The following is a 24826-nucleotide window of genomic DNA, read 5'->3' on the forward strand; positions in this document are numbered from 1 at the left end:
AGGTCAGGCAATACGCTCCAGCACCACCGGCGAAGCCGTGAAGTCCGTTCCCGGCGCGGCGATGTCGTACGAACCCTCCACCGCCTGGAGCGCGTACTCGAAGCGTTCCGGCGTGTCCGTGTGCAGGGTCAGCAGGGGCTGGCCCTCGGTCACCGTGTCGCCCGGCTTGGCGTGCATCTCCACGCCCGCGCCCGCCTGCACCGGGTCCTCCTTGCGGGCGCGCCCGGCGCCCAGGCGCCAGGCGGCGATGCCGATGTCGTAGGCGTCGAGGCGGGTCAGGACACCGGAGGTCGGGGCCTTGATCACGTGCTGCTCGCGCGCGACCGGCAGCTCCGCGTCCGGGTCCCCGCCCTGGGCCGCGATCATGCGGCGCCAGACGTCCATCGCCGAGCCGTCGGCCAGGGCCTTGGCCGGGGCGGCGTCCTTCACCCCGGCGGCATCCAGCATTTCGCGGGCCAGGGCGATCGTCAGCTCGACCACGTCAGCAGGTCCGCCGCCCGCCAGGACCTCGACCGACTCGCGGACTTCGAGGGCGTTGCCCGCCGTCAGGCCCAGCGGGGTGGACATGTCGGTCAGCAGGGCGACCGTCTTCACGCCGTGGTCCGTGCCCAGGCCCACCATCGTGGACGCCAGCTCGCGCGCGTCCTCGATCGTCTTCATGAAGGCGCCCGTGCCGACCTTCACGTCCAGGACCAGGGAGCCCGTGCCCTCCGCGATCTTCTTCGACATGATCGACGAGGCGATCAGGGGGATCGCCTCGACCGTGCCGGTGACGTCGCGCAGTGCGTACAGCTTCTTGTCGGCGGGGGCCAGGCCGTCGCCGGCCGCGCAGATCACCGCGCCCGTCGTGTCCAGGACGTGCAGCATCTCCTCGTTCGAGAGGAGGGCGCGCCAGCCGGGAATCGACTCCAGCTTGTCCAGCGTGCCGCCCGTGTGGCCGAGGCCCCGGCCCGAGAGCTGGGGGACGGCGGCACCGCAGGCCGCCACCAGGGGGGCGAGCGGGAGGGTGATCTTGTCACCGACGCCACCCGTGGAGTGCTTGTCGGCGGTCGGGCGGGACAGGGACGAGAAGTCCATGCGCTCGCCGGAGGCGATCATCGCGGCCGTCCAGCGGGCGATCTCCCGGCGGTTCATGCCGTTGAGGAGGATCGCCATGTTGAGGGCGGCCATCTGGTAGTCGGCGACCTCGCCGCGGGTGTATGCGTCGATGACCCAGTCGATCTGCTCGTCGCTGAGCTCGCCGCGGTCCCGCTTGGTGCGGATGACAGAGATTGCGTCCATGGCCATGGCTTTCCTTCCGGCCGAACATTCAGAGAACGGCACGGCCCCTCTGAGTGGCTCGCTCGATCAACTCAGAAGGGCCGCACGGGAGTTACTTGGTGAGGTGGTCCGGCCCGAAGGCCTGGGGCAGCATCTGCGACAGCGGCAGGATTCCCGCCGGGGTCTCCAGCAGCAGATCCGGGCCGCCGAACTCGTACAGCAGCTGCCGGCAACGGCCGCACGGGACCAGGGGGTCACCGTTGCCGTCCACGCAGGTGAAGTGCGTCAGGCGGCCGCCCCCGGTGTTCTGCAGCTCCGAGACCAGTCCGCACTCGGCGCACAGGCCGAGACCGTACGACGCGTTCTCGACGTTGCAGCCGGTCACCGTGCGGCCGTCGTCGACCAGGGCCGCGACGCCGACCGGGTAACCGGAGTACGGCGCGTAGGCGCGGGACATGGCGTCCCGGGCCGCCGCACGCAGCTTGTCCCAGTCGACGTCGTGGGAGGCGGCCGAGGTCACTTGCCCTGGCCCTTCCGGTAGGGCAGGCCGTCCGCCTTCGGCATGCGCAGGCGTTGCGCGGACAGCGTGAGGACGATGAGCGTGATGACGTACGGCGTGGCGGAGACGACCTGGTTCGGGACCTCGTCGGTGCTCGCGTACCAGGCGAACACCAGGGCGCCGACGACCGCGGTGATCATCGAGGGGGCGTACCTCTTCGTGATGACCAGCCAGATGGCGCCGATGATCAGCAAAAGCGCGCCGAGCAGCAGCAGAGCGTGGACGTTCGTGGAGCCGCCGCGCAGGTTGAGGCTGTCGGTGTAGCCGAACAGGCCGGCCCCGAGGGCGAGGCCGCCCGGCATCCAGTTGCCGAAGATCATCGCGGCGAGACCGATGTAGCCGCGGCCGCTGACCTGGCCCTCCAGGTAGAAGGGGTTGGCGACGATGGAGAGGAAGACGCCGCCGAGGCCGGCCAGACCGCCGGAGATGACCACGGCGATGTACTTGTACTTGTAGACGTTGACGCCGAGGGACTCGGCCGCGACCGGGTTCTCACCGCAGGAGCGCAGGCGCAGACCGAAGGCCGTGCGCCACAGGATCCACCAGGTGCCGGGGATCAGCGCCACGGCGATCACGGTCAGCCAGGACACGTTGGTGACGAGGCCGCCGAGCAGACCCGCGACGTCCGAGATGAAGAACCAGCCCTGGTTGTTGAGGTCCCGCAGCCCGTCGGACAGACCCGGCACGGTGAAATTGCCGAGGGAGCCGACCGCCGGGGACTGCTTGGCGGAGCCGCCCGCGTGGCCCTCGAAGGCGAGGGGCGCGAGGTAGCGGGTGGCGCCGAGGGCGAGGATGTTGATGGCCACACCGGAGACGATGTGGTTGACGTTGAAGGTGACGGTGACGAAGGCGTGCAGCAGGCCGCCGATCGCGCCGCCGAGGATGCCGACGAGGACACCGGTCCACGGGCCCCACTGGAAGCCTGCCCAGGCGCCGAACCAGGTGCCGAGGATCATCATGCCCTCTAGGCCGATGTTGACGACACCCGCCCGCTCGGCCCACAGACCGCCGAGACCGGCGAGGCCGATCGGCACGGCGAGCTGGAGCGCGGTGGACATCTGGCTGACGTTGGTGATGCCGTCGGCGCCGGTGATGATGCGGACGATCGAGGTCAGCGCCAGGGCTCCGGCGATGACCAGCAGCAGGACGGGCCACGACAGGCGGCGGCCCGTCGGAGCCGCGGGCTGCAGCGTGGGCTGGTTGACATCGACCGCTGAAGTCTGCGGGGTGGTCATCGGCCTGCCACCTCCTTCGTGGTGTTGTTGTCGGCGCCGAGCACGTGACCGGCGGCCAGTTCCGCGCCGACCCGGCGCTGCTGGCGACGCAGGCCCCACTCGCGTACGGCCTCGTAGGAGACGACGACCGAGAGCACGATCAGGCCCTGCATGATGACCGCGATCTCCTTGTCGTAGTCGTGGAAGTCCAGCTCGGGCGATGCCTTGTCGAGCCAGGCCCACAGCAGGGCGGCGAACGCGATGCCGACGGGGCTGTTGCGGCCGAGCAGGGCGATGCCGATGCCGAGGAAGCCGATGCCGGTGGGGAAGTTCAGGCTGTAGGTGTGGGTGTCGCCGAGCAGGATCGGCAGGCCGGCGAGGCCCGCGATGCCGCCGGAGATCAGCATGGCGGTGAGCACCATGCGCTTGGGGTCGACGCCGCTGGCCGCCGCGGCCGACTCCGAGGCGCCGGAGGCGCGCAGGTCGAAGCCGAAGCGGGTGCGGTTGAGGACGACCCAGTAGCCGATGCCGAGCAGCACGGCGAGGAAGACCAGGCCGTAGATCTCGCCGGCGTCGCCCATGTCGATGCCGGGGACCCAGCCGGACTCGTGCATCTCACCGGTGGTGTTGTTGTTGCCGACCTTGACGCCGAAGACGCTCGGCAGCCACAGGTAGGCGATGACCGACGTGGCGATCGCGTTCAGCATGATCGTCGCGACGACCTCGCTGACGCCGCGGGTGACCTTGAGGACACCGGCGATGCCGGACCAGAAGGCGCCGGTGCAGACCGCGGTGAGGAGCAGCAGCGGGACCTGGAGGGCGGCCGGCAGGTTCGCGTGGGCGCCGACGATCGCGGCCATCATGGCGGCGAGCTGGTACTGGCCGTCGACACCGATGTTGAACAGGTTCATCCGGAAGCCGATGGCCACCGCGAGGGCCGCGATGTAGTACATCGAGGCCTGGTTGATGATCAGGACCTGGATGTCGGAGAACGAGGCCTGCTCGAACATCAGGGTGTACGGCTCGACCGGGCTCTTGCCCGAGGCGAGCAGCACGATCGCGCTGAGCACGAAGGCCACGGCGAGCGCGATGACCGGTCCGGCCACCGCGAGGAGCACGCGCTCCTTGTCGAACTTCTTCATCAGCGGGCCTCGTCTTCCGGAGCCTCGGGAGACTTGCGGATCTCGGGGGTGTCTGCCGGGGTCTCGGGGGTCTCTTCGTGTTCCAGGTGACCGGTCGCGGCACCGGTCATCGCCGAACCGAGCTCCTCCGGCGTGATGGTGGCCGGGTCGGCGTCCGCGACCAGCTTGCCGTTGTAGATCACGCGGAGGGTGTCGGACAGGCCGATCAGCTCGTCCAGGTCGGCGGAGATCAGCAGCACCGCCAGGCCCTCACGGCGGGCCTCGCGGATGTGGTCCCAGATGGCGGCCTGCGCGCCGACGTCCACACCACGGGTGGGGTGCGCGGCGATCAGGAAGCGCGGCTTGTGGCTCATCTCGCGGCCGACGATCAGCTTCTGCTGGTTGCCGCCGGACAGGGAGGCGGCGGTGACGTCGATGCCGGGGGTGCGGACGTCGTACGCCTCGACGATGCGGCGCGTGTCCGCCTGCGCGGCCTTCGGGTCCAGCCATACGCCCTTGGCGTTGGGCTTCTCGGTGACGTGACCGAGGATGCGGTTCTCCCAGAGGGGGGCCTCCAGGAGCAGGCCGTGGCGGTGGCGGTCCTCGGGGATGTAGCCGATGCCCTGCTCGCGGCGCTTGCGGGTGGCCCAGCCGGTGATCTCCTCGTCGATCAGCGTGATCGTGCCGGAGTCCGCGTGCTTGAGGCCGATGAGCGCGTCGACCAGCTCGGTCTGGCCGTTGCCCTCGACGCCGGCGATGCCCAGGATCTCGCCCGCGTGGATGGTGAAGGAGATGTCGTCCAGCAGGGCCTTGCCGCCGACCGTCTCCAGGCGCAGCTTGTCCACTGTGATGACGGGACGGTCGGTGACCGTCGACTCCGCCGTCTCCGGCGTCGGCAGCTCGCTGCCCACCATCATCTCGGCGAGCTGGCGCGGGGTGGTCTCGGAGGGGACGGCCGTACCGACCGTCGTACCGCGGCGGATGACGGTGATCTCGTCGGCGACGGAGAGGACCTCGCCCAGCTTGTGGGAGATGAAGATGACCGACAGGCCCTCGGCCTTCAGCTCGCGGAGGTTCTCGAAGAGCGCGTCCACCTCCTGCGGCACCAGGACGGCCGTCGGCTCGTCGAGGATCAGCGTGGTGGCGCCGCGGTAGAGGACCTTGAGGATCTCCACGCGCTGGCGGGCGGCGACGCCGAGCTCCTCGACCAGCCGGTCGGGCTCCACGCCGAGGCCGTAGCGCTCGGAGAGCTCCTTGATCTTCCGGCGGGCCTTGGCACCGATGCCGTACAGCTTCTCGCTGCCCAGCACGACGTTCTCGAGGACGGTGAGGTTGTCGGCGAGCATGAAGTGCTGGTGCACCATGCCGATGCCGCGGGCGATGGCGTCGGCCGGCGACGAGAAGCTGACCTGCTCGCCGTCGACGGCGATGGTGCCCTCGTCCGGCTTCTGCATGCCATAGAGGATCTTCATCAGCGTCGACTTGCCGGCGCCGTTCTCACCGACGAGGGCGTGGACGGTGCCCTTGCGGACGCTGAGGTGGATGTCGTGGTTGGCCACGACGCCCGGGAAACGCTTAGTGATCCCGGCGAGTTCGACGGCGGTCACCTGACCGTTGACCGCCGCGCCGGCCGGAGGGCTGCTGGACGCGTTGATGGCGCACTCTCCTGGGGACGGGGGTCGTCTACGCGCGTAGCGCCCCTATGGCCTGAAAGGGGGCCGACGCACCGCGACAACGGGGTACGGGGAGATCCTCCCCGTACCCCGTTGAGCGGACGTAACCCCGGGGTTACCGCTGCTCAGGGTGTAGCTGTCAGTCAGCTGGACTTGACCTTGATCTCGCCGCTCATGATCTTCTCCTTGGCCGTCTTGATAGCTTCCTGGACCTTGGTGTCGTCCGCGAACTTCGGGTTGGAGTTCGACAGGCCCACCTGGCCGGTCTTCAGATCGCCACGAACGATACCGGTCGCGGGCTTACCGTCCTCGACCGACTTCGCCAGGTTGTACACCGCCTTGGCGACGTCCTTCATCGCCGAGGTCAGGATGGAGTCCTTGTACTTGGCGAGAGCTTCCTGCTTGTACTGGTCGGAGTCGACGCCGATGGCCCACACCTTGTTGGCGGCGGCGGCCTCGATGACACCCTGGCCGGAGAGACCGGCGGCCGCGTAGACGACGTCGGCCTTCTTCTCGATCTGGCCCTCGGCGGCCGACTTGCCCTTGTCCGGGCTGGAGAAGCCGCCTTCCTGCGCGGTCTGCGTCAGGTACTGGGAGAGGACCTTGACCTTCGGGTTGGTGTCCTTGACGCCCTGCGCGAAGCCGGCCTGGAACTTGTGGATCAGCGGGATGTCCACGCCGCCCACGAAGCCGACCGTGTTCGTCTTGGTGGTCTTGGCGGCGGCGACGCCGGCCAGGTACGAGGCCTCCTCCTCGGAGAAGACCAGGTCGGCCACGTTCTTCGCCTCGACCGTGGAGTCGTCGACGATGCCGAAGGTGGTGTCGGGGAACTTCTCCGCGGCGGCCTTCACGGCGGTGGCGTACGCGTAGCCGACACCGACGACCGGGTTGTAGCCCTGCTTGGCCAGCGACACCAGTCGCTGCTCCTTGTCGGCGTCCGTCTCACCCTCGGTGGGCTCGAGGTCGGCGGTGTCGTACTGGAACTCCTTCTTCGCCTGCTCGAGGCCCGCGTACGCGGCGTCGTTGAAGGACTGGTCGCCCTTGCCGCCGACGTCGTACGCGATGGCGAGGCCCTTGGCACCCTTCGAGTCCGACGACGACGAGGCCGAGGTCGAGGTGCCGCCACAGGCGGAGAGCGCGAGGGCCAGAGAGGCGGTCGCTGCGCCTGCGACCGTGATCCGGGAAATCCGGCGCATGTGTGGGTGCTCCTTAGTACAAGCGCCGGACGGTCAGCTTTCACAGCTACGGCGCTGGCTTTCGCCGCAGATTAACGCGCGTAGACCTGCCTGAAAACCCCTTCTGTCCACCTTGTTATCCGCCCGTGGCCAACACCACGTCAGGCCTTGACCAAGGGCTTGCCGACAGCAAACAGAGAGTGGCGGTGGGTGACGCGGCGGTCCGTGCACAACGAGGTCCGTACACAACGAGGTCCGTACACAACGAGGTCCGTACACAACGAAGCGGGCGGGCACCCTGAGATGCCCGCCCGCTTCACCGGTGTACGACGGTGACTACCGCGGTACTACTCGGTCTTGACCTTGATGGAGCCGTCGATGATGCCCGCCTTGGCCTTCGCCACGGCCTCGGAGAGACCCGCGATCTTCGCGAACTCCGGGTTGGACTCGGCCAGGCCGACGCCGTTGACCTTCAGGTCGAAGGTCTGGGTGCCGGTCAGCGGCTTGTCGTCCTGGACGGACTTGGCCAGCGCGTAGACCGCACCGCCGACGTCCTTCAGGGCAGAGGTAAGGATGTACTGCTTGTAGTTGGCGAGCGCCGCCTGCTTGTACTGGTCGGAGTCGACGCCGATCGCCCAGACCTTGGCCTTCGCGGCGGCCTCGATGACGCCCTGACCGGAGAGACCGGCCGCCTGGTAGACGACGTCGGCCTTCTTCTCGATCTGGCCCTCGGCGGCGGCCTTGCCCTTGTCGGGGCTGGCGAATCCACCTTCCTCGGCGGTCTGCGTCAGGTACTGCGAGATGACCTTGACCTTGCCACCGCTGGTGTCCTGGACGCCCTGCTTGTAACCGGCCTCGAACTTGTGGATCAGCGGGATGTCCACGCCACCCACGAAGCCGACCGTGTTGGTCTTGGTGGCCTTGGCGGCAGCGACGCCGGCCAGGTACGAGGCCTGCTCCTCGGCGAAGACGAGGGAGGCGACGTTCTCGGCCTCGACCACGGAGTCGACGATGCCGAAGGTGGTCTTCGGGTACTTCTTGGCCACAGCCTCCATCGGGGGGCCGTAGACGAAGCCGATACCGATCACCGGGTTGTAGCCCTGCCTGGCCAGCGAGGCCAGACGCTGCTCCTTGTCGGCATTGGTCTCGCCCTCGGTGGGCTCGATGTCGGCGGTCTTGTAGCCGAACTCCTTCTGGGCCTTCTCCAGACCGGCGTACGCGGCGTCGTTGAAGGACTGGTCGCCCTTGCCGCCGATGTCGTACGCGATGGCGAGACCCTTGGTGTCGCCACCGCTGTCGCTGTCGCCGCCGCTGTCGCTGCTGGTACCACCGCACGCCGTGGCAGCGAGCGCGATCGACGCGACCCCCACCGCGACACGGGTCAGTTTGGATGTCCGACGCATCGTGAAGTCCCCATTCTCCAAGCCCCGCAGTGGGTGCTGAGTTCGGCGCACATTAACGCGCGTAGACACTCCTGGGAACGGGGTTTCGTCGTGCCGTTATCCATTCGTGCCGATGGCCGGTTACGTCCTTGTGAACCACCGGATCGAAAGCCACGCATGGGGCGACTTCACCCGTCGCGCACCGCACACTCCGTGCACCAGGGATGCCTTCACCGTGATGGCGCCCAGGACCACCCGCCATGCGCCCAGGCTCCCTCCGCTTCGTGGGGACCGCAAGCGGAGTGGAGGTTCGGGTTCAACGCCGTGTGCGGCAAGCCCCCAAGGGGCGCGGGACTGTACCGACATGCGGCTCCGCCGCGTGGGCGCGACCAGCCGCAATGAGCCCGCAGCCGCCGCAGCACCGCCCGCCCCCCACGGCGATCCGGCTAAACCGCGCCGTCGAGCAGCGCCGCCGCCGTGAAGAGTTCCACGCCCACCGTGATGGCCGACTCGTCGACGTCGAAGTCGCCCTGGTGCAGGTCACGGCCGATCCGGTCACCGGGCGTGCGTACGCCCAGGCGGGCCATCGCGCCGGGGACGTGCTCCAGGTACCAGGAGAAGTCCTCACCCCCGAGGCTCTGCTCGGTGCCCTCGACGGAGTCGGCGCCGAGCCGGGCGGTCATGGCGGCACGCAGCAGCTCGGTGGCGGCCGGGTCGTTGACGACGGGCGGGACGCCTCGGACGTAGTTGATCTCCGACTTGGCGCGGTGGAGATTGGCGACCTCGTCGATGGCGGCGACGACGAGGTCCGGCGCCTGCCGCCACGCGTCGAGGTCCAGGCAGCGCACGGTCCCGGAGAGCTCGGCGTGCTGCGGGATGACGTTGGGCGCGTGGCCGGACTCGATGCGGCCCCAGGTCACGGCGAGGCCGCTGCGGGCGTCGGTGCGGCGGGCGACGAGAGCGGGTACGTCGGTGACGACCCGGGCGGCGGCGGTGACGAGGTCGGTCGTGAGGTGGGGGCGAGCAGTGTGCCCACCCGGCCCGTCGAGGGCGATTTCGAGCCGGTCGCAGGCGGACGTGATGGCACCCTGCCGCAGTCCGATCTTCCCGGCGTCCACCTTGGGGTCGCAGTGCACGGCGAGGATCCGGCCAACCCCTTCGAGCACCCCGCACTCGATGACGTCGGCGGCGCCTCCGGGGAGCACTTCCTCGGCGGGCTGGAAGATCAGCCGGACGGGGCGGGGCAGCTGCCCGCGCTTGTGCAGTTCGGCCAGCACCAGCCCCGCGCCGAGCACCACGGCGGTGTGCACGTCATGGCCGCAGGCGTGCGCCCGGTCGGGGACGGTCGAGCGGTAGGGGCACTCACTCTTCGTGTCCGGGATGGGCAGCGCGTCGATGTCGGCGCGCAGGGCGAGCATGGGCTGCTCGCCGTCCCACTCCCCGATGTCACAGATGAGCCCGGTTCCGATGGCGAGCACGCGGGGCTGGAGGCCGGCCTTCTCCAGACGGGCCTTGATCGCGGCGGTCGTACGGAACTCCTGGTTGCCGAGCTCCGGGTGCATGTGCAAGTCCCGCCGGAACTCGACGAGTTCCGCACGGAGCGCCTCCGGCAGGGTGCCGGGAAGCGCGGCTTCCCCGGTGTGATCGACCTCGACCTCGGACTCTGGGGACATCAGTTGGTTCACCCTCTAAAGGGTAGGACGCCCGGGTGGCCAACTCGCCCTCGATCAACAAAAGTTCAACCCGTTGGAGGGAGAAAATCTGGCCGCTCGACGCATGGGTGTGAGTGGAGATGGGTAGGTAATTCTTTTCTCTACGCATACCACGCTGTGAACAGAACTGTCGGTTGTGTTCACCTGTCGGGATCGCGTATCCCCGGTGAAGCTCCGGACGCCCGTCCCCCCACCGCACTAGGGTGCGGCCCGTGACCGCCGACTTCCTGCAGGCCACCCGAGCCTCGTACAACGCCATCGCCGCCGCCTACGCGGACCGCTTCTCCGACTGGCCGGCCGACAGCGCGCCCCTGGACCGCTCCCTGGTCACCGCCTTCGCCGAGCTGGCCCGCGAGCATGCCCCGGCCCCCGTCGCCGACCTCGGCAGCGGACCCGGCTCCGTCACCGCCCACCTGCACACCCTGGGCCTGCCGGTTTTCGGCGTCGACCTCTCGCCCCGCATGGTGGGCCTGGCCCGCCGCGCATACCCCGAACTCCGGTTCCACGTCGGCTCGATGACCTCGCTTGACCTGCCGGACGAGACGCTGGGCGGGATCATCGCACTGTACTCGATCATCCACATCCCGGACGATCACCTGCTCACGACGTTCGCCGAGTTCCACCGGGTGCTCGTGCCCGGTGCCCCCGTGCTGCTGGCGTTCCAGTCCGGCGACTCCGAGGACCACCTGCACATGAGCGAGCGCTTCGGCCAGGAGATCGCGCTCGACTACTACTGGCGGACCCCGGACACCGTCATCGCCCACCTCACCGGGGCGGGCCTGCGGCTGTACGCCCGGATCGTGCGGGAACCGCACGGCGAGGAGAAACGCCCACGCGCCTTCCTCCTCGCCGAGAAGCCCCCTGCCGGGCCGCGCTGACGACCGCGCTCACCTAGACCGCGCTCACCGCCGACAACCGGTGCACGTCCCGCGCCGTCCCCGTGACCCCCGACAAAAACCCCTGCGCCCGCGGCGAGGCGTTCTCCGTGAGCCACGCCGGGTCGATGTCGCACACCGCGACCCGCACGTCCGTGCCGGTCAGGGCCAGCGGCAGGGTGTGCACGACCGTCGACGGGAAGCTCAGGATCGTGCGGCCGATGGGGCCGCGGCGGGCGATCAGCTCCAGGGGGAGGTCCGGGCGGACGATCTCCAGGCCCGTCTCCACCGCCAGCCGGTGCAGCTTCTCCGCGCTCTCGCGGCGGTGGGCGAAGTAGCGGGTGGCGCCGTGCGTCTTGGCCAGGGAGCGGACGGCCTCCAGGTAGCGGTCGCCGTCCACGACGCCGGTCTCGACCAGCGACGTGCCCACCATGTCCGCGCCCTTGGTGATGCGGGGCGGGCCGAAGCGGTCGCGGGTCCAGGCGAAGGTGTTGGCGGTGACCGTCACGCCGTCCGGTGTCTCCTCCATCGGCATGGACGAGAAGATCTCGACCGTCCGGCGCTCGCTCGGCGTCAGACGCTTGCGGGCCGCGGACGACACCGGCGCGAAGACCAGGTCGCGGGGACCGGGGCGGCCGCCCTTGCGGTGCCAGCGCACCAGGCGCTCGCCGCGGGCGAGCTGGGCGACGAACTCCATGGTCGCCGTGCCGTCGTCGACGACGACGATGTCGCGGGCCTTGGTGATCGTCAGCAGGAGCTGGACGTAGCGGGAGAACGGGTCGCCCAGGACGACGCGGTCGGCCCGGCGGAGCAGGCCCGCGAGGCCGCCGATGGTCTGGAACGGAGCGGCCGCGCCGCCCCGCGCCTCCTCCCAGCGGACCTGGTGCCCGTCGTCCCGCGCCAGCTCGGCCATCCGGCGCAGCTGGCCGCGGGTCATGGGGTCGTTCGGGGACAGGACGACGAGGGTGAGTCCCGCGCCGACGGCATGCTCGCGGGCGTGCGCCCACTCCAGCACGTTCAGGAGCTGTACCGGGCTCTCGACGAAGGCGAGAGTGTGGGGGCCGGTGTTCCCGGCGCGGTGGCTCATCGGCGTACGACCGTCCCGTCGTAAGGCGCTCATGCGGCGCTCGTCTTCAGCTCGTGTTCCGGCTAGTGCTGCCACGAGCCCGAAGGGCGCCGAGCCCGAGCGCTCCCACTCGGGGCACTCGGGATCGGCGCACTCGGACTCGGTGCCTTGCGGCTCAGACCTGGACCGGCTCGCCGGCCGCGGCGGCGATCTCCGCCTCGGCGACCACACCGGCGACGCGGCGCAGCTTCTTCATCGGGCCGAGCTCGGAGTCGTAGACCTTCTTGACGCCGTCGCCGAGGGAGGCCTCGATGGTGCGGATGTCGCGGACGAGGCGGGTGAGGCCCTGCGGCTCGACGGAGGCGGCCTGGTCGGAGCCCCACATCGCGCGGTCGAGGGTGATGTGGCGCTCGACGAAGACGGCGCCGAGGGCGACCGCGGCCAGCGTGGTCTGCAGGCCCGTCTCGTGGCCGGAGTAGCCGATCGGGACGTTCGGGAACTCCTTCTCCAGGGTGTTGATCGCGCGGAGGTTGAGCTCCTCGGCCTTCGCCGGGTACGTCGAGGTGGCGTGGCACATGACGATGTTGTCGGAGCCGAGGACCTCGACCGCGTGGCGGATCTGCTTCGGCGTCGACATGCCGGTGGAGAGGATGACCGCGCGGCCGGTGCCACGCAGGGCGCGCAGCAGCTCGTCGTCGGTGAGGGACGCGGAGGCGACCTTGTGGGCGGGGACGTCGAACTTCTCCAGGAAGGCGACGGCCTCGGTGTCCCACGGGGAGGCGAACCAGTCGATGTTCTTGGTCTTGCAGTACTCGTCGATCTGGCGGTACTCGTCCTCACCGAACTCCACGCGGTGGCGGTAGTCGATGTAGGTCATCCGGCCCCAGGGGGTGTCGCGCTCGATGTCCCACTGGTCGCGCGGGGTGCAGATCTCCGGGGTGCGCTTCTGGAACTTCACGGCGTCACAGCCGGCCTCGGCGGCCGCGTCGATGAGCTTGAAGGCGTTCTCCAGCTCACCGTTGTGGTTGATGCCGATCTCGCCGCAGATGTAGACGGGCTTGCCCGGGCCGACTTCGCGCGAGCCGAAGGAGCGGAGGCGGGAGTTGGTGCTCATGGCAGAGATGTCCTTACTTGGTGAGGGAATCGAGAGAGGGGCCGAGGATCCAGCTGGCGATCTCTCGGATCGCGCCGTCGCCACCGGGGGTGGCGGTGACCGCGCGTGCGGCGCCGCGCACGACGTCGTGGGCGCTCGCGACCGCCACGGGCCAGCCGACGAGGGCGAAGCACGGGAGGTCGTTGACGTCGTTGCCGACGTAGAGCACGCGCTCAGGCGCGATGCCCTGCTCCTCGCACCACTGCTTCAGCGCGAGGTCTTTCCGGTCGATGCCGTGCAGCACGGGAATCTGCAGCTTCCGTGCGCGGGCGGCGACGACCGGGTTCTGCTCCGTGGACAGGATCAGCATCTTCAGCCCGCTCTTGCGCAGGGCGGCGATGCCGAGTCCGTCTCCGCGGTGCACGGAGACGAACTCCTTTCCATCGGCATCGATCAGCACCCGGTCGTCGGTCTGGGTGCCGTCGAAGTCCAGTACGACCGCGTCGATGTCGTCCGTGGTCGGGAGGGCGCCGGGCCGGTCCGCGTCGAACAGCGGCGCCAGCACGCGGGCGCGGGCCAGGTCGTGGGGATCGTCGATCTCCAGGACCCGGGCGGGGTCGGTGCGCACGAGCTCGGTGCGGCCGAAGAAGCGGTGCTTGTGCTCGCGGAAGCCCGCGGCGTCCATCGCGTAGGCGGCGCCGGTCTCCAGGAAGTCCTGGGGGCGGTCCTGGCGGCGCGGGCGGAAGGACTTGTCGTGGTTGACGCCGTAGCCGCCGCCGGCAGCGGCGCGCTCGGTCTCCGCGGCGGCCGGTTCGTCGTCGCCGTGCCGCCACACGAAGCCGTGAAAGGGCGCGACGGTCAGGGAGGTGTCGGCGCCGTTGGCGACGATCGCCTTGACCACGCCGTCGATGTCCTCGCGGACGATGAAGGGGCTGGTGCACTGCACGAGCAGGACCACGTCCACCGGCGAGCCGTGCAGCGCCTCGTGCGCGTCCATGGCGTGCAGCACGGCCGCCTCGGAGGTGGCGGTGTCGCCGGCGATGGCGGCGGGGCGCAGCACCACCTCGGCGCCGGCCTGGCGGGCGGCGGCCGCGATGCCCTGGTCGTCGGTGGAGACGACGACGTCCGTGACGAGTCTCGAGGCCCGGCACTCGCGCACCGCACGCGCCACCAGCGGCACGCCGCCGACGGGCATGAGGTTCTTCGCGGGCACGCCCTTGGAGCCGCCGCGCGCGGGAATCACGGCGAGCACCCGTGGCACCGAAGTGCCTTGAGCTGCTTCCGACTTGGACATGGGTTCTGCTCCTTGACGTGGGGTCTGGCGGCTCACAGCTCGCCCATCCGCCGGATGACCGGTGCCACGCGCTGCACGCCGTGGCGGTAGGCGCCGCGCGCCGCCCGGCGCACTATCTGGCGGACCGGGCCGGGCTCCTTGTCGTGGGCGGGGGCGCCGGGCAGCGGGCTGCCGTCGGGGCCGAGGTGGTGGCGGGCGAGGATGCCGGGCAGATAGCCGGGCGCGGTGGCCGGCGTGTAGTACGGCGTGAGGGCGGGCAGGCCGCCGGGCCGCTGAAGCAGCTTGGCGATGCGCTCGCGGGCCGCGTCGAAGGCGGTGGCGTACGAGCCGTCGGCGCAGACGCCCTGCCGGGACACCCACTCCTCGTCGGGCGCCGGCCGGTGTCCGTCGTCCAGCTGGTCCCAGGAGGCGAGGCAGCCGGAGCCGACGAAGTGGTGGTTGCCGAGCACCTCGCGCACGCCGAGGTCGGTGAGGACGACGGTGGGGATACGGCGGTGCAGCGACTCCAGGGCGGCCGTGGAGCTGATCGTGACCAGCAGGTCGGTGCGGTCGAGGACCTCGCCCATGTTCCCGTACACCAGACGGAAGTTGGCCGGCGGATCGAGCCGCTGGACCAGCTTCTGGTACGGCAACTCCTCGATGTGCGTGGTGTGTTCACCCGGCTTGGAGCGCAGCTTGAGCAGCACCTCGCGTTCGGGGTGCTTGCGGGCGTGCTGGATCAGGCGGTCCAGCAGGTACGTACGGTCCTTGCGGCTGTCCGGCACGGAGGGCTGGGCGGCGAAGACGACCGTGTACGGGTCGTGCTCGCCGGCGTAGGGCTCGCCGCCGAGGAACGGCAGCGCCACCTCGGTCACCGCCGAGGAGTCGGCGCCGACCCCGTCGTACACCGCGCGGAAACGCTCGGCGTCCTGGCGGGAGTTGGCGAGGACGAGGTCCGCGCCGTGCCGCAGCAGCAGGCCGTCGGCGAGCTTCTCGTAGACGACGCCGACATAGCCGGTGACGACGACGGGTCGCCGTGACTTGCCTTCCCAGACCCGCTTGAGGCCGTGCAGCATCGCCTGGACGCCACCGCCGACGAGAGCGAGGACGACGATGTCGTAGTCCTCCCGCGCCATGGAGCGCAGGAACTCGACGGCCGTGACCTCCTTCAGGGAGTCGGCGCGCACACCGACCTCTGCCAGCTGACGGGCCGTGGGTGTGGCACGGCCGCGCAGCAGGAATCCGTCCAGGGCGGGGCTCACTTGCGCCTCGCCGCGCGGTCCGGCTTCCATGGTCGGGCCCGGCGCGATGCGTTCCGCGGTCAGCGCACCCCATTTCCAGCGGGTGTCGGAGTCCGCAAGGACGGCAATTCGCGAGGGCTTCGTTGTACTTGCTGGCACGACGACGACGCTAGGAAGCAATTTCTAGTTCCTGCCCAACCGCGAATCAACGAAAAGTTAACAACACCCCACCGAGAGCCGAACTGGCCCGCCGATTCCCTGGAAGTACAAGGGATGCACCGTTCCGACACATGGAGTTCACCCCCCGTACCCGCACCGGAAAGTTGCCGAGCCGGGCGGTCTCCTAGCCTTTTGCAGGTGCCAAAGCTTTCCGTCATCGTGCCGTTCTACAACGTGCGGCAATACGCCCCGGACACCCTCAACAGCCTGCGCAGAAACGCTCGGAACGACTTCGAGTTCGTGCTGGTAGACGACCATTCCAAAGACGAGACGCCAGCCATTCTCGAACGGGCGGCCGAGGAACTCTCGGACGTCGCCCAGGTGCGGTACATCCGCCACGAGAAGAACGGCGGTCTCGCCACCGCACGCAACACCGGCCTGGACGCGGCGCGGGGCGAGTACCTGACCTTCCTGGACGGCGACGACTGGCTCGCCCCGGGCTACCTGGCCGAACTGGTGGGCACCATCGAGCGGTTGGGCTGCGACTTCGTCCGCACCGACCACGTCCAGGCCACCGCCCGCGCCCGCTCCGTGCACCGGGCCCCGGTCGGGCTGCGCGGCGAGGTGCTCAGCCCGCGGGACGCGATCCTGCCCGCCGACCGGACGACCTCGGTGGACTACGCCTACGCCTGGGCCGGCGCGTATCACCGCCGGCTCCTCGACCGCGGTCTGCTCCACTTCACGGACGGACTGCGCACGGCCGAGGACCGGCCGTGGATCTGGAAGCTGCACCGCGAGGCGGAGTCGTTCGCCGTGGTGAGCCTGCTCGGCGTGTTCTACCGGCGCGGCGTCGCTTCCTCCCTCACTCAGATCGGCGACGCACGCCAGCTCGACTTCATCCGCGCCTTCGACCAGGTCATCGAGGAGACGGCGACGGACCGCGACGCCGACCGGCTGCTGCCCAAGGCGGTGCGCACATACTGCGCGATCATCGCCCACCACCTCTCCGACGAGTCCAAGTGGGAACCGGCCGTGGCCAAGCAGCTGCGGGCGATGAGCGCGGAGGCGATGAAGCGTATGCCGCAGGACGCGCTCCGTGACGTACTGGAGACCATGGACCTGCACCGTTCCTCGAAGCTGCGGCGCCTGCGGCGCAGGCTCACCACGGCGAAGGCGGCTGCCTGATGTCCCGGACGACCCAGATCTTCTGCGCCTCGACGCTGTACGGCGCCGCCACCCTGGCCGCCGCCATCGAGTCCGACTGCTTCACGGAGGCGGATCGCCGCCTGCTGCTGGTCTTCAACAACTCCGCGACCCCGGAGACCACTCCGGCCGTCGACGAGATGCCGGGCTTCGCGCCGCTGCGCGACCACTTCGACGCCGTCCTGTCGTGGAACGAGGCCATCCACCCCTTCCACCCGGGTGCCTGGTCGCCGCGCTCCGACGACATCCCGCTCTTCGAGCGCTATCTGCGGCTGCTGTGGGGTCTGGGCGACGACCGCGTGGAGCTGGTCCTGGAGTCCATCCAGGTCACCCCCGCCCTCACCGTGGCCCAGCTGTTCACCGGCGCCCCGATCCACGTCTACGCCGACGGGCTGATGAGCTACGGCCCCACGCGCAACAAGCTGGATCCGCTGGTCGGCACGCGCGTGCGGCGGCTGCTGCACCTGGACCTGGTGCCGGGGCTGACCCCGATGCTGCTGACCGAGTTCGACGTGCCCGCGCAGGTCGTGCCGACGCCGGCGTTCCGGAAGGTGATGAGCGGCCTCACGGACGCCGTGCCGGATCTGCCCGCCCTGCCCGCCGACGCGGCACTGCTGCTCGGCCAGTACCTGTCCGCGCTGAACATCCTCTCCGCCGAGGAGGAGGAGGACCTGCATGTGCGGATGATGCGGGGGGCGGTCGAGCGCGGGCACCGCTCGGTCGTCTTCAAGCCGCACCCGACCGCGCCGGCCCGCTTCAGCCGGGCTCTGGAGGCCGAGGCGAAGAGACTCGGCGTGGACCTCACCGTCCTGGACACGCCCGTCCTCGCCGAGGTGCTGTTCGAAAAGGCGCCGCCCGCGCTGGTCGTCGGCTGCTTCTCGACCGCGCTGTTCACGGCGTCGGCGTTCTACGACCTCCCGGTCGCCCGCGTCGGCACCGCGCCGCTTCTCGACCGTCTGACGCCCTACCAGAACAGCAACCGGGTCCCCGCTGTCCTGGTCGACGCGCTGCTGCCGGACCTGGAGGGCAAGAAGGGGGACGACGCCGTCCCCGCCGACACGCTGAACGGTCTCGTCACCGCCGTCGGCTTCACGATGCAGCCGCAGATGCACGCCGGCCTGCGCCCGGCCGCGGAACGCTATCTGTCCGAGCACTTCGGCCCGCGCACCCAGCGCTACTTCAAGCGCAAGCGGCTGACCTCCCTCGGGCTACCCGGCGGCATCCCGGAGCGGCTGTCCTTCCTGCCCCGCAACGCCACGGCGCGCCGGGTGGTGCGGCGGGCACGGGCGCTGAAGAAGGCCGTTCGCCGTTGAGTCAATACAGGGTGAACACGGCCGCACGACTGAGGAAACAGCGGGGAACTATCGCACTACTCCGTTGATTTCACGGCGCGGCGGGGGCGGTGCCCCTAGGATCACGGACACCGCCCAACCGAACCCGTGAGGTTCTCATGACGAAGCTCGGTCGGCTCTATCCCCTGCTCGACAGCGTCGGGTTGCCGGACAACCTGCCCTACACCCAGGTGAGCGACTGGGAGTTGCGGTTCCTGTACCTGGTGGGGCGCCATCACCTCGCGGGCCGGGACCGCATCGTCGAACTCGGCTCCGGCGGGGGCGGATCGACGTACGCCCTCGCACTCGGGCTGCGCGAGAGCCCGGTGTTCGACGAACAGACGGGACGGCTGCACGCGTACGATTTCTTCCGCGTCGGCAAGGGGACGTTCGCCACGGAGAAGTTCTTCACGGCGGGTGCCAAGCCCGACGGCGAGAACTCCTTCCTGGACGACTTCCGCACCACGCTGGGGCCGTTCCTGCCGTTCCTGGAGATCCACGCCGGAGACATCTGGCAGACCTCCGACCCGGACGACACGACCCCCATCGAGTTCCTGCACATCGACATCGCCAAGACGGCCAGGGTCTTCCGCTGTGTGTCCGAGCGCTTCCTGACTCGGCTGCGGCCCGGCTCGGTCGTCCTGCACCAGGACTTCGCGGGGCCCCGGCTGCCCTGGCTGCACTACAGCACGGGCGCCCTGCTGCCGTACATCGAGATCGCCGGGCCGCCGATCCGCTCCACGCTCGCCTTCGAGGTGACGCGGCCGATCTCCGAGGACGTGCTGAAGAGGATCTCCGAGGACGCCTTCTCCCTGGACGAGAAGCTGGCGCTGATCTCGGCCGTCCAGGAGCGCGTCGACCGCGACCACACCGGCGGCATCCCCTTCAAGTCCGTGCTGGAACTGGCCAAGGCCTACGTCGCCCACTACGCCGGCGAGCACCGGCGGGCCTGGTCGATCGCCAAGCCGCTGACCGGCGACGAGTACCTGAGCCGTACCCGGGCCGACCACTTCGAGCAGCTGCGGAAGGCGTACGAGGCGGACCGGGCGACGGGCGGCGGCTCCCGTCTCACCAGGCTGGTGCGGAAGGCCGTACGCGGCTGACCCGCCCGGTGGCCACCAGCCACCGCGGGGGGGACGGCCCGCGGTGGCCGGCGCTCAGCTCAGAACGCGCTCAGCCCGTGGTTGCCGAGCACCCAGTGCACCGGCTGCGCCCAGGACCGGTACTGGCTCACGGTGCTGTTGCACGTCGCGTCGGCCGGAGTGTTGCTCCCGGAGTGAATGCCGAGCGCATAGGTCCCCGACCACACCGGACCGCCGCTGTCCCCTGGGAGGCCGCAGAGCGAGGTCTTGATCATGTTCTTCAGGACCGTGCCATCGGTGTACGTGACGGTCTCACTCGGCGAGAGCACCTCGCCCACGAGGTCGCTGCTGGTGGCACCGGAACGCTTGACGGAATCACCGTCGTTGGGGTAGCGGGAGTCGGTGATCTCGTAGTACGTGCCGAACGCCTTGACGGACCCGTAGGCGGCGAGGTCTTCGCCGCGGTACTCCATGACGGCGTAGTCCTTGTCGATGCCGCCGTAGTCGAACCACATCCGCTTGCCGAGGTAGATGCCGCCCTCCTGCCGGTGCCACCACAGGTCGCGATCGGTGTCCGCGCAGTGCCCGGCAGTGACGAAGTACTTCTGCCCGGAGGAGTTGCGGGCGTTGAACCCGAGCGTGCAGTTCGAGCCGCCGTCCTTCGAGTAGATACCGGTGCCGCCGACGGATTCGTAGGCGTTCGGCCTGATCGTGCCGGGGAGCCTCTCGACGCGCACCGCGTCGCCATAGCCGGCGAGGACATTCATGAGCCGCTTCTCGTCGGCGGCGGAGACGCCGTCGAAGATTTCGACGGTCACCTGGTTGTTGCTCGAGTCGACGCCCCAGGAGGTATTGGGGATCGGGTCGGCCTCGGCGATCCGCCGGTCGAGGCCGGCACGGACGGAGGTCAGCGTGGCCGTGCTGTGCTTCACGACCTCGGCGACGCCGCCTTCGGCGCGGACGGCCCGCGCGGTGGCCTCGTCGGTGACGGCGACGACGAGCCGTCCTGTCTTGTCGTAGTAGACGCCGCCGGTGCGGTCGGCACCGAACTCGGCGGCCAGCGCTCTCGCCCGGGCGGGATCGGTGATCGGGGTCGGGGTCGGGGTCGGAGCCGCGTTCGCGGTCGGCGAGGCCAGCACGGCGAACAGGCCGCAGATCGCCACCGCCATCGACGCGCGGAGTCTCGGGTGTCTTCGCATGGGTTGCACCTCCGGAAAGCAGAAAGCACGGCGTGCTTGATCACCGCGCTCGAACAAATGTACGGAGGCGAGCAAAACCCATGCAGTTACCGCGAGATGAACAGCTGACGACGACTCAGCAGACCGCCAGTCCTTTCAACTCAACCCATTTCTGGGAGAGTTGCCGTCGGTTGCGGCCTGCCGAGTCGTCGCGGCCCTAGCCGCCCAGGATGATCCGCAGGTCGGCCGCGTTCGCCTCGGTGACCTTCCAGAGTTCCTGCTGGCGGCCGTGCACGTCGGCGACGGTCGCCCCGTGGTCGGCGAGCAGGTCCCTGGCGCGCTCGACGAGCCGGGCAGCGAGGTGGCGGTCGTGCACGGAGACGCCCCACTCGGGCCGCTCGATGTCGTTCAGGAAGTACGCCATCTTCGGGTGCGAGATGAGGCTGATGATGGGCGTGCCGACGCCGAACGGGATCATTCCGGCGTGGCCGCGCATGCCGATCACCAGCTTGGTACGGGCGTACAGGTCGCGGATGCCGTCGTTGTCGAAGTCGTACATCGGGATGACAGGCATCGAGATGCCGTGCTCGCGACGCAGGTCGAAGGCGATCTTCTCGTCGTCGAGCGAGTGCGCCACGCACCGCACCTCGCCGAGCTCACCGAGATCCCGGACCGCCTGGGCCATCTGCGCCAGGAAGTAGGCGTAGTCGTGGCCGAAGCGCAGGCCGGCCCGGTCGTAGGCGGCGTTGATCAGGATGGTGTCGTCGCGCTGTACCGGGTCCTGCCAGCCCGCCACCAGCTGCCGCATGACCGTGGTGGGGCACGGCTGGAAGCGGACCTTGTCGTGCAGGTGGGCCGGGAGCATGGCGCGCACCTTCTCGATCGAGCCGTGGTTGCGCAGCCCGAAGAAGGCGGCGCGCTCGACGAGTTGGCGGAGGCTGGAGCGGAAACGCTCGGCGCGGTAGGACTGTCCGTCGAAGGCGTTGAAGCCGACGGCGTAGACCGCGATCGGCACGTCGATGCGGTTCAGAGTTGCGTCGGGGACGTTCCACTGCCAGGCGCTGTTGCCGTTGGGCATGGTGTCCGGGATGAACAGGCCGCCGCCGCCGATGACCAGGCCACGGCGGGCGTTCACGCGCTCCAGGGCCGCCTCGTCGAACAGGCGGTGGGCATGCACGGAGTGCCAGCGGCGGGAGCTGATGTCGGAGCCGAAGGCGAGCCGGACGCTCTCCGGCAGCAGCTTGTCGCCCGCGTTGCCCTGCCGGTCCATGTAGAAGGCGACGTGGGCGAGTTGGTCCTCGGCGCTGCCCTGCTCCTGGGCGGGCACGGCGGACGCGCGCTGCGCCCACAGGCGGCTTGAGCGGTGGGTGGGGTCGACGGAGAGGCCGGCCGTGGCGTGCCGCAGCGCCTCGGCGTTGTCGCCGTGCACCCAGGCGATCTGGGCGAGGCGGGCATAGGCCGTGGCGGCCCGGTTGGGGGCGGCGGTGGCCAGCAGCAACTGGGCCCTGGCCTCGTCGTAGCGGGAGACGCTCATCAGGGCGTGGCCGAGCACCTCGTGCGGCCAGGCCTCGTCGAGCGGGATCCTGACGGTGCCGCCGCTCAGGATGTCGACGGCGTCCTGGTAGTCACCGGCGCCGATGTGCGCGGCGGCGACCTTGCGGGCGGCCTCGACGTCCCCGGTGCGCTGCACGTGCGGGGTGCCGAAGTGGACGATCAGGTCGTGGTGCAGCCCGCCGGAGGAGGCCAGGTAGGCGGCCTGGAAGTCGGCGTCGGAGAGCTCGAACTCGCGCCAGCGCTCCTCGGCCTGGCCGTATCCGGCCTCGCCGCCCTGCCACGGCTTGTGGCGGCCGGTGAAGTGCAGGATCGCCGTGTCCTCGGGTACCGGCAGATCGCCGGACAGCCGCCGCTTGACGAAGTTGTAGCGCGCGTCGAGGTGGACGAAGTCGCCGTCCAGGACAGCGTTGAGAATGCCCTGGTCGTGCTTGTCGAGTTCGTAGTCGCCGCTGCGTCCGCAGGCGTCGAGCCTGGCGCAGAACGCGTCCGACAGGTACTCGCGCTGGATGACCAGCAGGCCCGAGTTGAGCTTGTGCTGCCCGTAGAAGAACTGGGGCACGGCCGCGAGGCCCTCGCGCAGCTTCAGCAGCTCGCTCAGGTCGCCGAGGACGACCATGTCGGTGTCGAGCGTGATGATGGTGTCGTACTCGCGGATCCGGAAGACGTCGAGGATGAAGTACGCCTTGCGGACGAGGTAGTTGTCCTGGTCGCCCTTCTTGTACGAGTCGTAGTGCTCGTCGTTCACACGGCGCAGCACGATGCGCGGGTGCAGGGCGCGGATGCGGGCGATGGAGGCGGGGCGCAGGTCGTCGTACAGGACGACGAAGTCCTCACACACGCCCGGGTTGGACAGGGCGAGGCTGCGCAGCAGGGTGAGGAAGCCGGGCAGGTAGTTCTCGTCGACATAGCTCGCGAAGGCCATGCGGCGCTTGCCGGTGAGATCGTGCGCGGACGGCACCGGTGCCTGGCCGGTGGTCCGGGGCAGGGAGGTCATGGTCATCGCAGGGATATCCTCATGTCGGTCACGCGCTGGGCCCGCTGCATGACCCATTCCTTCTCGCTGGTGTATTCGTGGACGGACGTGATGGCCAGCTTCATCGCTTCCTGGACGCGGTAGGCGCCGCTCTCGTAGAAGTCGAAGCCGATCAGGTCGAGGGTCGGGCTGACGTCCAGGAAGTCCAGCAGCCACAGCATGTTGAAGCCGGTGGTCGGAATCCCCGACCAGGCGTCGGTGCCGAGCCTGCCGATGTTGCGCACGGGCCAGCGCAGCGACTCGTCGCCGAGGTGGGTCTGCGCGCCGGGCACCAGGCGGTTGCGCAGCGACCACTTCCAGTCGCCGGAGATGCCGCCGAAGACGAGCCGTGTGGTGACCTGCTTGTCCCAGTTGAACCCGTGCTTGTGGATGGTGGCGTGGATGTCGGTGCGGGTGCCTGTGTGCTTCGGGTCGATCTTGTACGAGTTGAAGCGCACGACGAGGTCGTACGCGTCGATCTCGGCGCCCATCGCACTGCTGCCCACGCGGCCGGAGTTGGCGATCAGGCAGATGGACTTGCCGGCGATCTGGTTGCGGAACTCGCCCAGGCTGATCCACCGCACGCCGCCGATGGTCGGGTCGGCGACCGGGCCGCGCATCCGGTTGCGGCGCTGCTCGGCGTAGAGCGCGAGGGCCTCGGTGAGCGCGGGGAGTTCGACGCCCGGGACGGCGGTGCGCAGGTCGAGGTACTGGCTGAGCAGCTCCTGCCGGTCGGCGGCCGGGGCGTCCTCCTCGGCCAGCCGAAGGAGCGCTCCCACGAGCCGCGGCTCGGCCTGAGTCCAGTCACCGATCGCGTGCGCGGCCAGGCCCTCGGCCCATACCTCGGCGGCAAGGCCGCGGGCGAAGTCCGTGGCACGCGGACACTGACGCCGCAGCAGGGCGAGCAGTTCCCGCTCCGTCTCGCTCGCCGTGCGCAGCCCGGCGATGCGGGGGCGGACTCCGAAGCCGTCGTCGTCGGTGAGGGCGAGGTAGCGCTCGTACGCCTCCACTGCCCCGTCCTCGTCGCCGAGGGTCTCCAGGAGACGGGCGCGCAGCCGCCAGCCGGCGCGGGAGTTCTTGCGCTGGGCCAGCACGGTGTCGCTGATGACGAGGGCGAGGTTCAACTCGTCGTCGTAGCCGCACTCCAGCGCCTTGTTGGCGACGGCGAGCAGCGCGTCGAGCAGCTCGTTCGAGACCCCTGAGGCGGGCGTCGCCGCGCCCTTGACCGCCCGCTTGAGCAGGGCACCGGCGCCGGCAGCGGCCGGTGCGGGGGCGGCGGGCCGGTCCGTGCTGCACACGACGAGCAGCTTGCGCAGCTGTTCGGCGAGTTCGGTGCGACGGCGGTCGAGGCTGCCGACGAGTTTGCCGCTGTGCACCGCACAGGCGCGCACGCAGTCGTCCAGCTCCCCTCCACGCGCACGTGCCCGTCTGTTCTGGACCCGCGTCATGGCACTCCTGTCTTCTTTTGCCAAAGCAATGCCGAATTTGCGGCTTCATTCACCGCGATTACCGCGACGTGGGGGGATGTTGGGAAAACCTAGAAACCGAAAACGACGTCCAGGTGAACGCCTCGGGACCGGGCGGCGAATGGTTTGACGGTCAACGAGGTCCTCTCTGCGATTCGGACTAGTGTGCTGACGCGCCCACAGGCATGTGATGACGC

General features: G+C 69.6%; 19 protein-coding genes. 4 read left to right on the forward strand and 15 right to left on the reverse strand.

The annotated features are described in order from the left end of the window. Positions 1-3 precede the first annotated feature (3 nt). The 8 genes from ADL12_RS19335 to ADL12_RS19370 form a co-directional block, all read right to left on the reverse strand. Entirely contained in the window at positions 4-1287 is a 1284-nt protein-coding gene (locus ADL12_RS19335; protein ID WP_062703916.1) for a thymidine phosphorylase, read from the reverse strand. An 85-nt stretch (positions 1288-1372) separates the two neighbouring features. Beyond that, on the reverse strand, positions 1373-1780 hold the full coding sequence (locus ADL12_RS19340; RefSeq protein ID WP_062703917.1) for a cytidine deaminase: 408 nt from the start codon (positions 1778-1780) through the stop codon (positions 1373-1375). Further along, positions 1777-3054: an ABC transporter permease gene (locus ADL12_RS19345; RefSeq protein WP_062703918.1), complete on the reverse strand. Its 1278-nt coding sequence runs from the start codon at positions 3052-3054 to the stop codon at positions 1777-1779. Before ADL12_RS19345 ends, ADL12_RS19340 begins: the two co-directional genes overlap by 4 nt. Beyond that, complete coding sequence (locus ADL12_RS19350; protein ID WP_062703919.1) at positions 3051-4175, reverse strand: ABC transporter permease; 1125 nt, start codon at positions 4173-4175, stop codon at positions 3051-3053. Before ADL12_RS19350 ends, ADL12_RS19345 begins: the two co-directional genes overlap by 4 nt. Beyond that, positions 4175-5761 carry an ABC transporter ATP-binding protein gene (locus ADL12_RS19355; RefSeq protein ID WP_062703920.1) on the reverse strand — a complete coding sequence of 529 codons (1587 nt, stop codon included), beginning with the start codon at positions 5759-5761 and terminating at the stop codon, positions 4175-4177. Before ADL12_RS19355 ends, ADL12_RS19350 begins: the two co-directional genes overlap by 1 nt. A gap of 209 nt (positions 5762-5970) precedes the next feature. Further along, on the reverse strand, positions 5971-7023 hold the full coding sequence (locus ADL12_RS19360; RefSeq protein WP_062703921.1) for a BMP family lipoprotein: 1053 nt from the start codon (positions 7021-7023) through the stop codon (positions 5971-5973). Positions 7024-7349: 326 nt separating this feature from the next. Further along, positions 7350-8405 (reverse strand): BMP family lipoprotein, encoded by a 1056-nt coding sequence (locus ADL12_RS19365; RefSeq protein WP_062703922.1) that lies wholly within the window; start codon positions 8403-8405, stop codon positions 7350-7352. Positions 8406-8830: 425 nt separating this feature from the next. Next, complete coding sequence (locus ADL12_RS19370; protein ID WP_062703923.1) at positions 8831-10057, reverse strand: M20 family metallopeptidase; 1227 nt, start codon at positions 10055-10057, stop codon at positions 8831-8833. A gap of 242 nt (positions 10058-10299) precedes the next feature. Here ADL12_RS19370 and ADL12_RS19375 point away from each other — a divergent pair, with 242 nt between their 5' ends. Beyond that, entirely contained in the window at positions 10300-10974 is a 675-nt protein-coding gene (locus ADL12_RS19375; protein WP_062703924.1) for a class I SAM-dependent DNA methyltransferase, read from the forward strand. A gap of 13 nt (positions 10975-10987) precedes the next feature. On the opposite strand, the gene ADL12_RS19380 is transcribed toward ADL12_RS19375, so the two are convergent. The 4 genes from ADL12_RS19380 to ADL12_RS19395 all read right to left on the reverse strand — a co-directional run bounded on the left by ADL12_RS19380 (position 10988) and on the right by ADL12_RS19395 (position 15803). After that, a complete protein-coding gene (locus ADL12_RS19380; protein WP_062703925.1) occupies positions 10988-12058 on the reverse strand; it encodes a hypothetical protein in 1071 nt (356 codons plus the stop codon). 154 nt (positions 12059-12212) lie between these two features. After that, positions 12213-13151: an N-acetylneuraminate synthase family protein gene (locus ADL12_RS19385; protein WP_062703926.1), complete on the reverse strand. Its 939-nt coding sequence runs from the start codon at positions 13149-13151 to the stop codon at positions 12213-12215. A 13-nt stretch (positions 13152-13164) separates the two neighbouring features. Further along, positions 13165-14424 (reverse strand): N-acylneuraminate cytidylyltransferase, encoded by a 1260-nt coding sequence (locus ADL12_RS19390; RefSeq protein WP_062703927.1) that lies wholly within the window; start codon positions 14422-14424, stop codon positions 13165-13167. Between the two features lie 32 nt (positions 14425-14456). After that, on the reverse strand, positions 14457-15803 hold the full coding sequence (locus ADL12_RS19395; RefSeq protein WP_079052129.1) for a DUF6716 putative glycosyltransferase: 1347 nt from the start codon (positions 15801-15803) through the stop codon (positions 14457-14459). Between the two features lie 198 nt (positions 15804-16001). Between ADL12_RS19395 and ADL12_RS19400 the strand changes: the two genes are divergently transcribed. The 3 genes from ADL12_RS19400 to ADL12_RS19410 all read left to right on the forward strand — a co-directional run bounded on the left by ADL12_RS19400 (position 16002) and on the right by ADL12_RS19410 (position 19440). Next, positions 16002-16988, forward strand: a complete 987-nt coding sequence (locus ADL12_RS19400; protein ID WP_062703969.1) for a glycosyltransferase family 2 protein — start codon at positions 16002-16004, stop codon at positions 16986-16988. Further along, on the forward strand, positions 16988-18319 hold the full coding sequence (locus ADL12_RS19405; protein ID WP_062703929.1) for a polysialyltransferase family glycosyltransferase: 1332 nt from the start codon (positions 16988-16990) through the stop codon (positions 18317-18319). The genes ADL12_RS19400 and ADL12_RS19405 overlap by 1 nt, the downstream gene beginning before the upstream one ends. 137 nt (positions 18320-18456) lie before the next feature. Beyond that, positions 18457-19440 carry an O-methyltransferase gene (locus ADL12_RS19410; protein ID WP_062703930.1) on the forward strand — a complete coding sequence of 328 codons (984 nt, stop codon included), beginning with the start codon at positions 18457-18459 and terminating at the stop codon, positions 19438-19440. 59 nt (positions 19441-19499) lie between these two features. Here the strand turns inward: ADL12_RS19410 and ADL12_RS19415 are convergent, their stop codons facing one another. The 3 genes from ADL12_RS19415 to ADL12_RS19425 all read right to left on the reverse strand — a co-directional run bounded on the left by ADL12_RS19415 (position 19500) and on the right by ADL12_RS19425 (position 24611). After that, on the reverse strand, positions 19500-20618 hold the full coding sequence (locus ADL12_RS19415; protein ID WP_107119961.1) for a S1 family peptidase: 1119 nt from the start codon (positions 20616-20618) through the stop codon (positions 19500-19502). Positions 20619-20814: 196 nt separating this feature from the next. After that, positions 20815-23151 carry a glycosyltransferase gene (locus ADL12_RS19420; RefSeq protein WP_062703932.1) on the reverse strand — a complete coding sequence of 779 codons (2337 nt, stop codon included), beginning with the start codon at positions 23149-23151 and terminating at the stop codon, positions 20815-20817. Further along, positions 23148-24611 (reverse strand): tetratricopeptide repeat protein, encoded by a 1464-nt coding sequence (locus ADL12_RS19425; protein ID WP_062703933.1) that lies wholly within the window; start codon positions 24609-24611, stop codon positions 23148-23150. The genes ADL12_RS19420 and ADL12_RS19425 overlap by 4 nt, the downstream gene beginning before the upstream one ends. Positions 24612-24826: the final 215 nt, after the last annotated feature.

Origin of the sequence: Streptomyces regalis (genome assembly GCF_001509475.1) — a bacterium.
Classification (GTDB): domain Bacteria; phylum Actinomycetota; class Actinomycetes; order Streptomycetales; family Streptomycetaceae; genus Streptomyces; species Streptomyces regalis.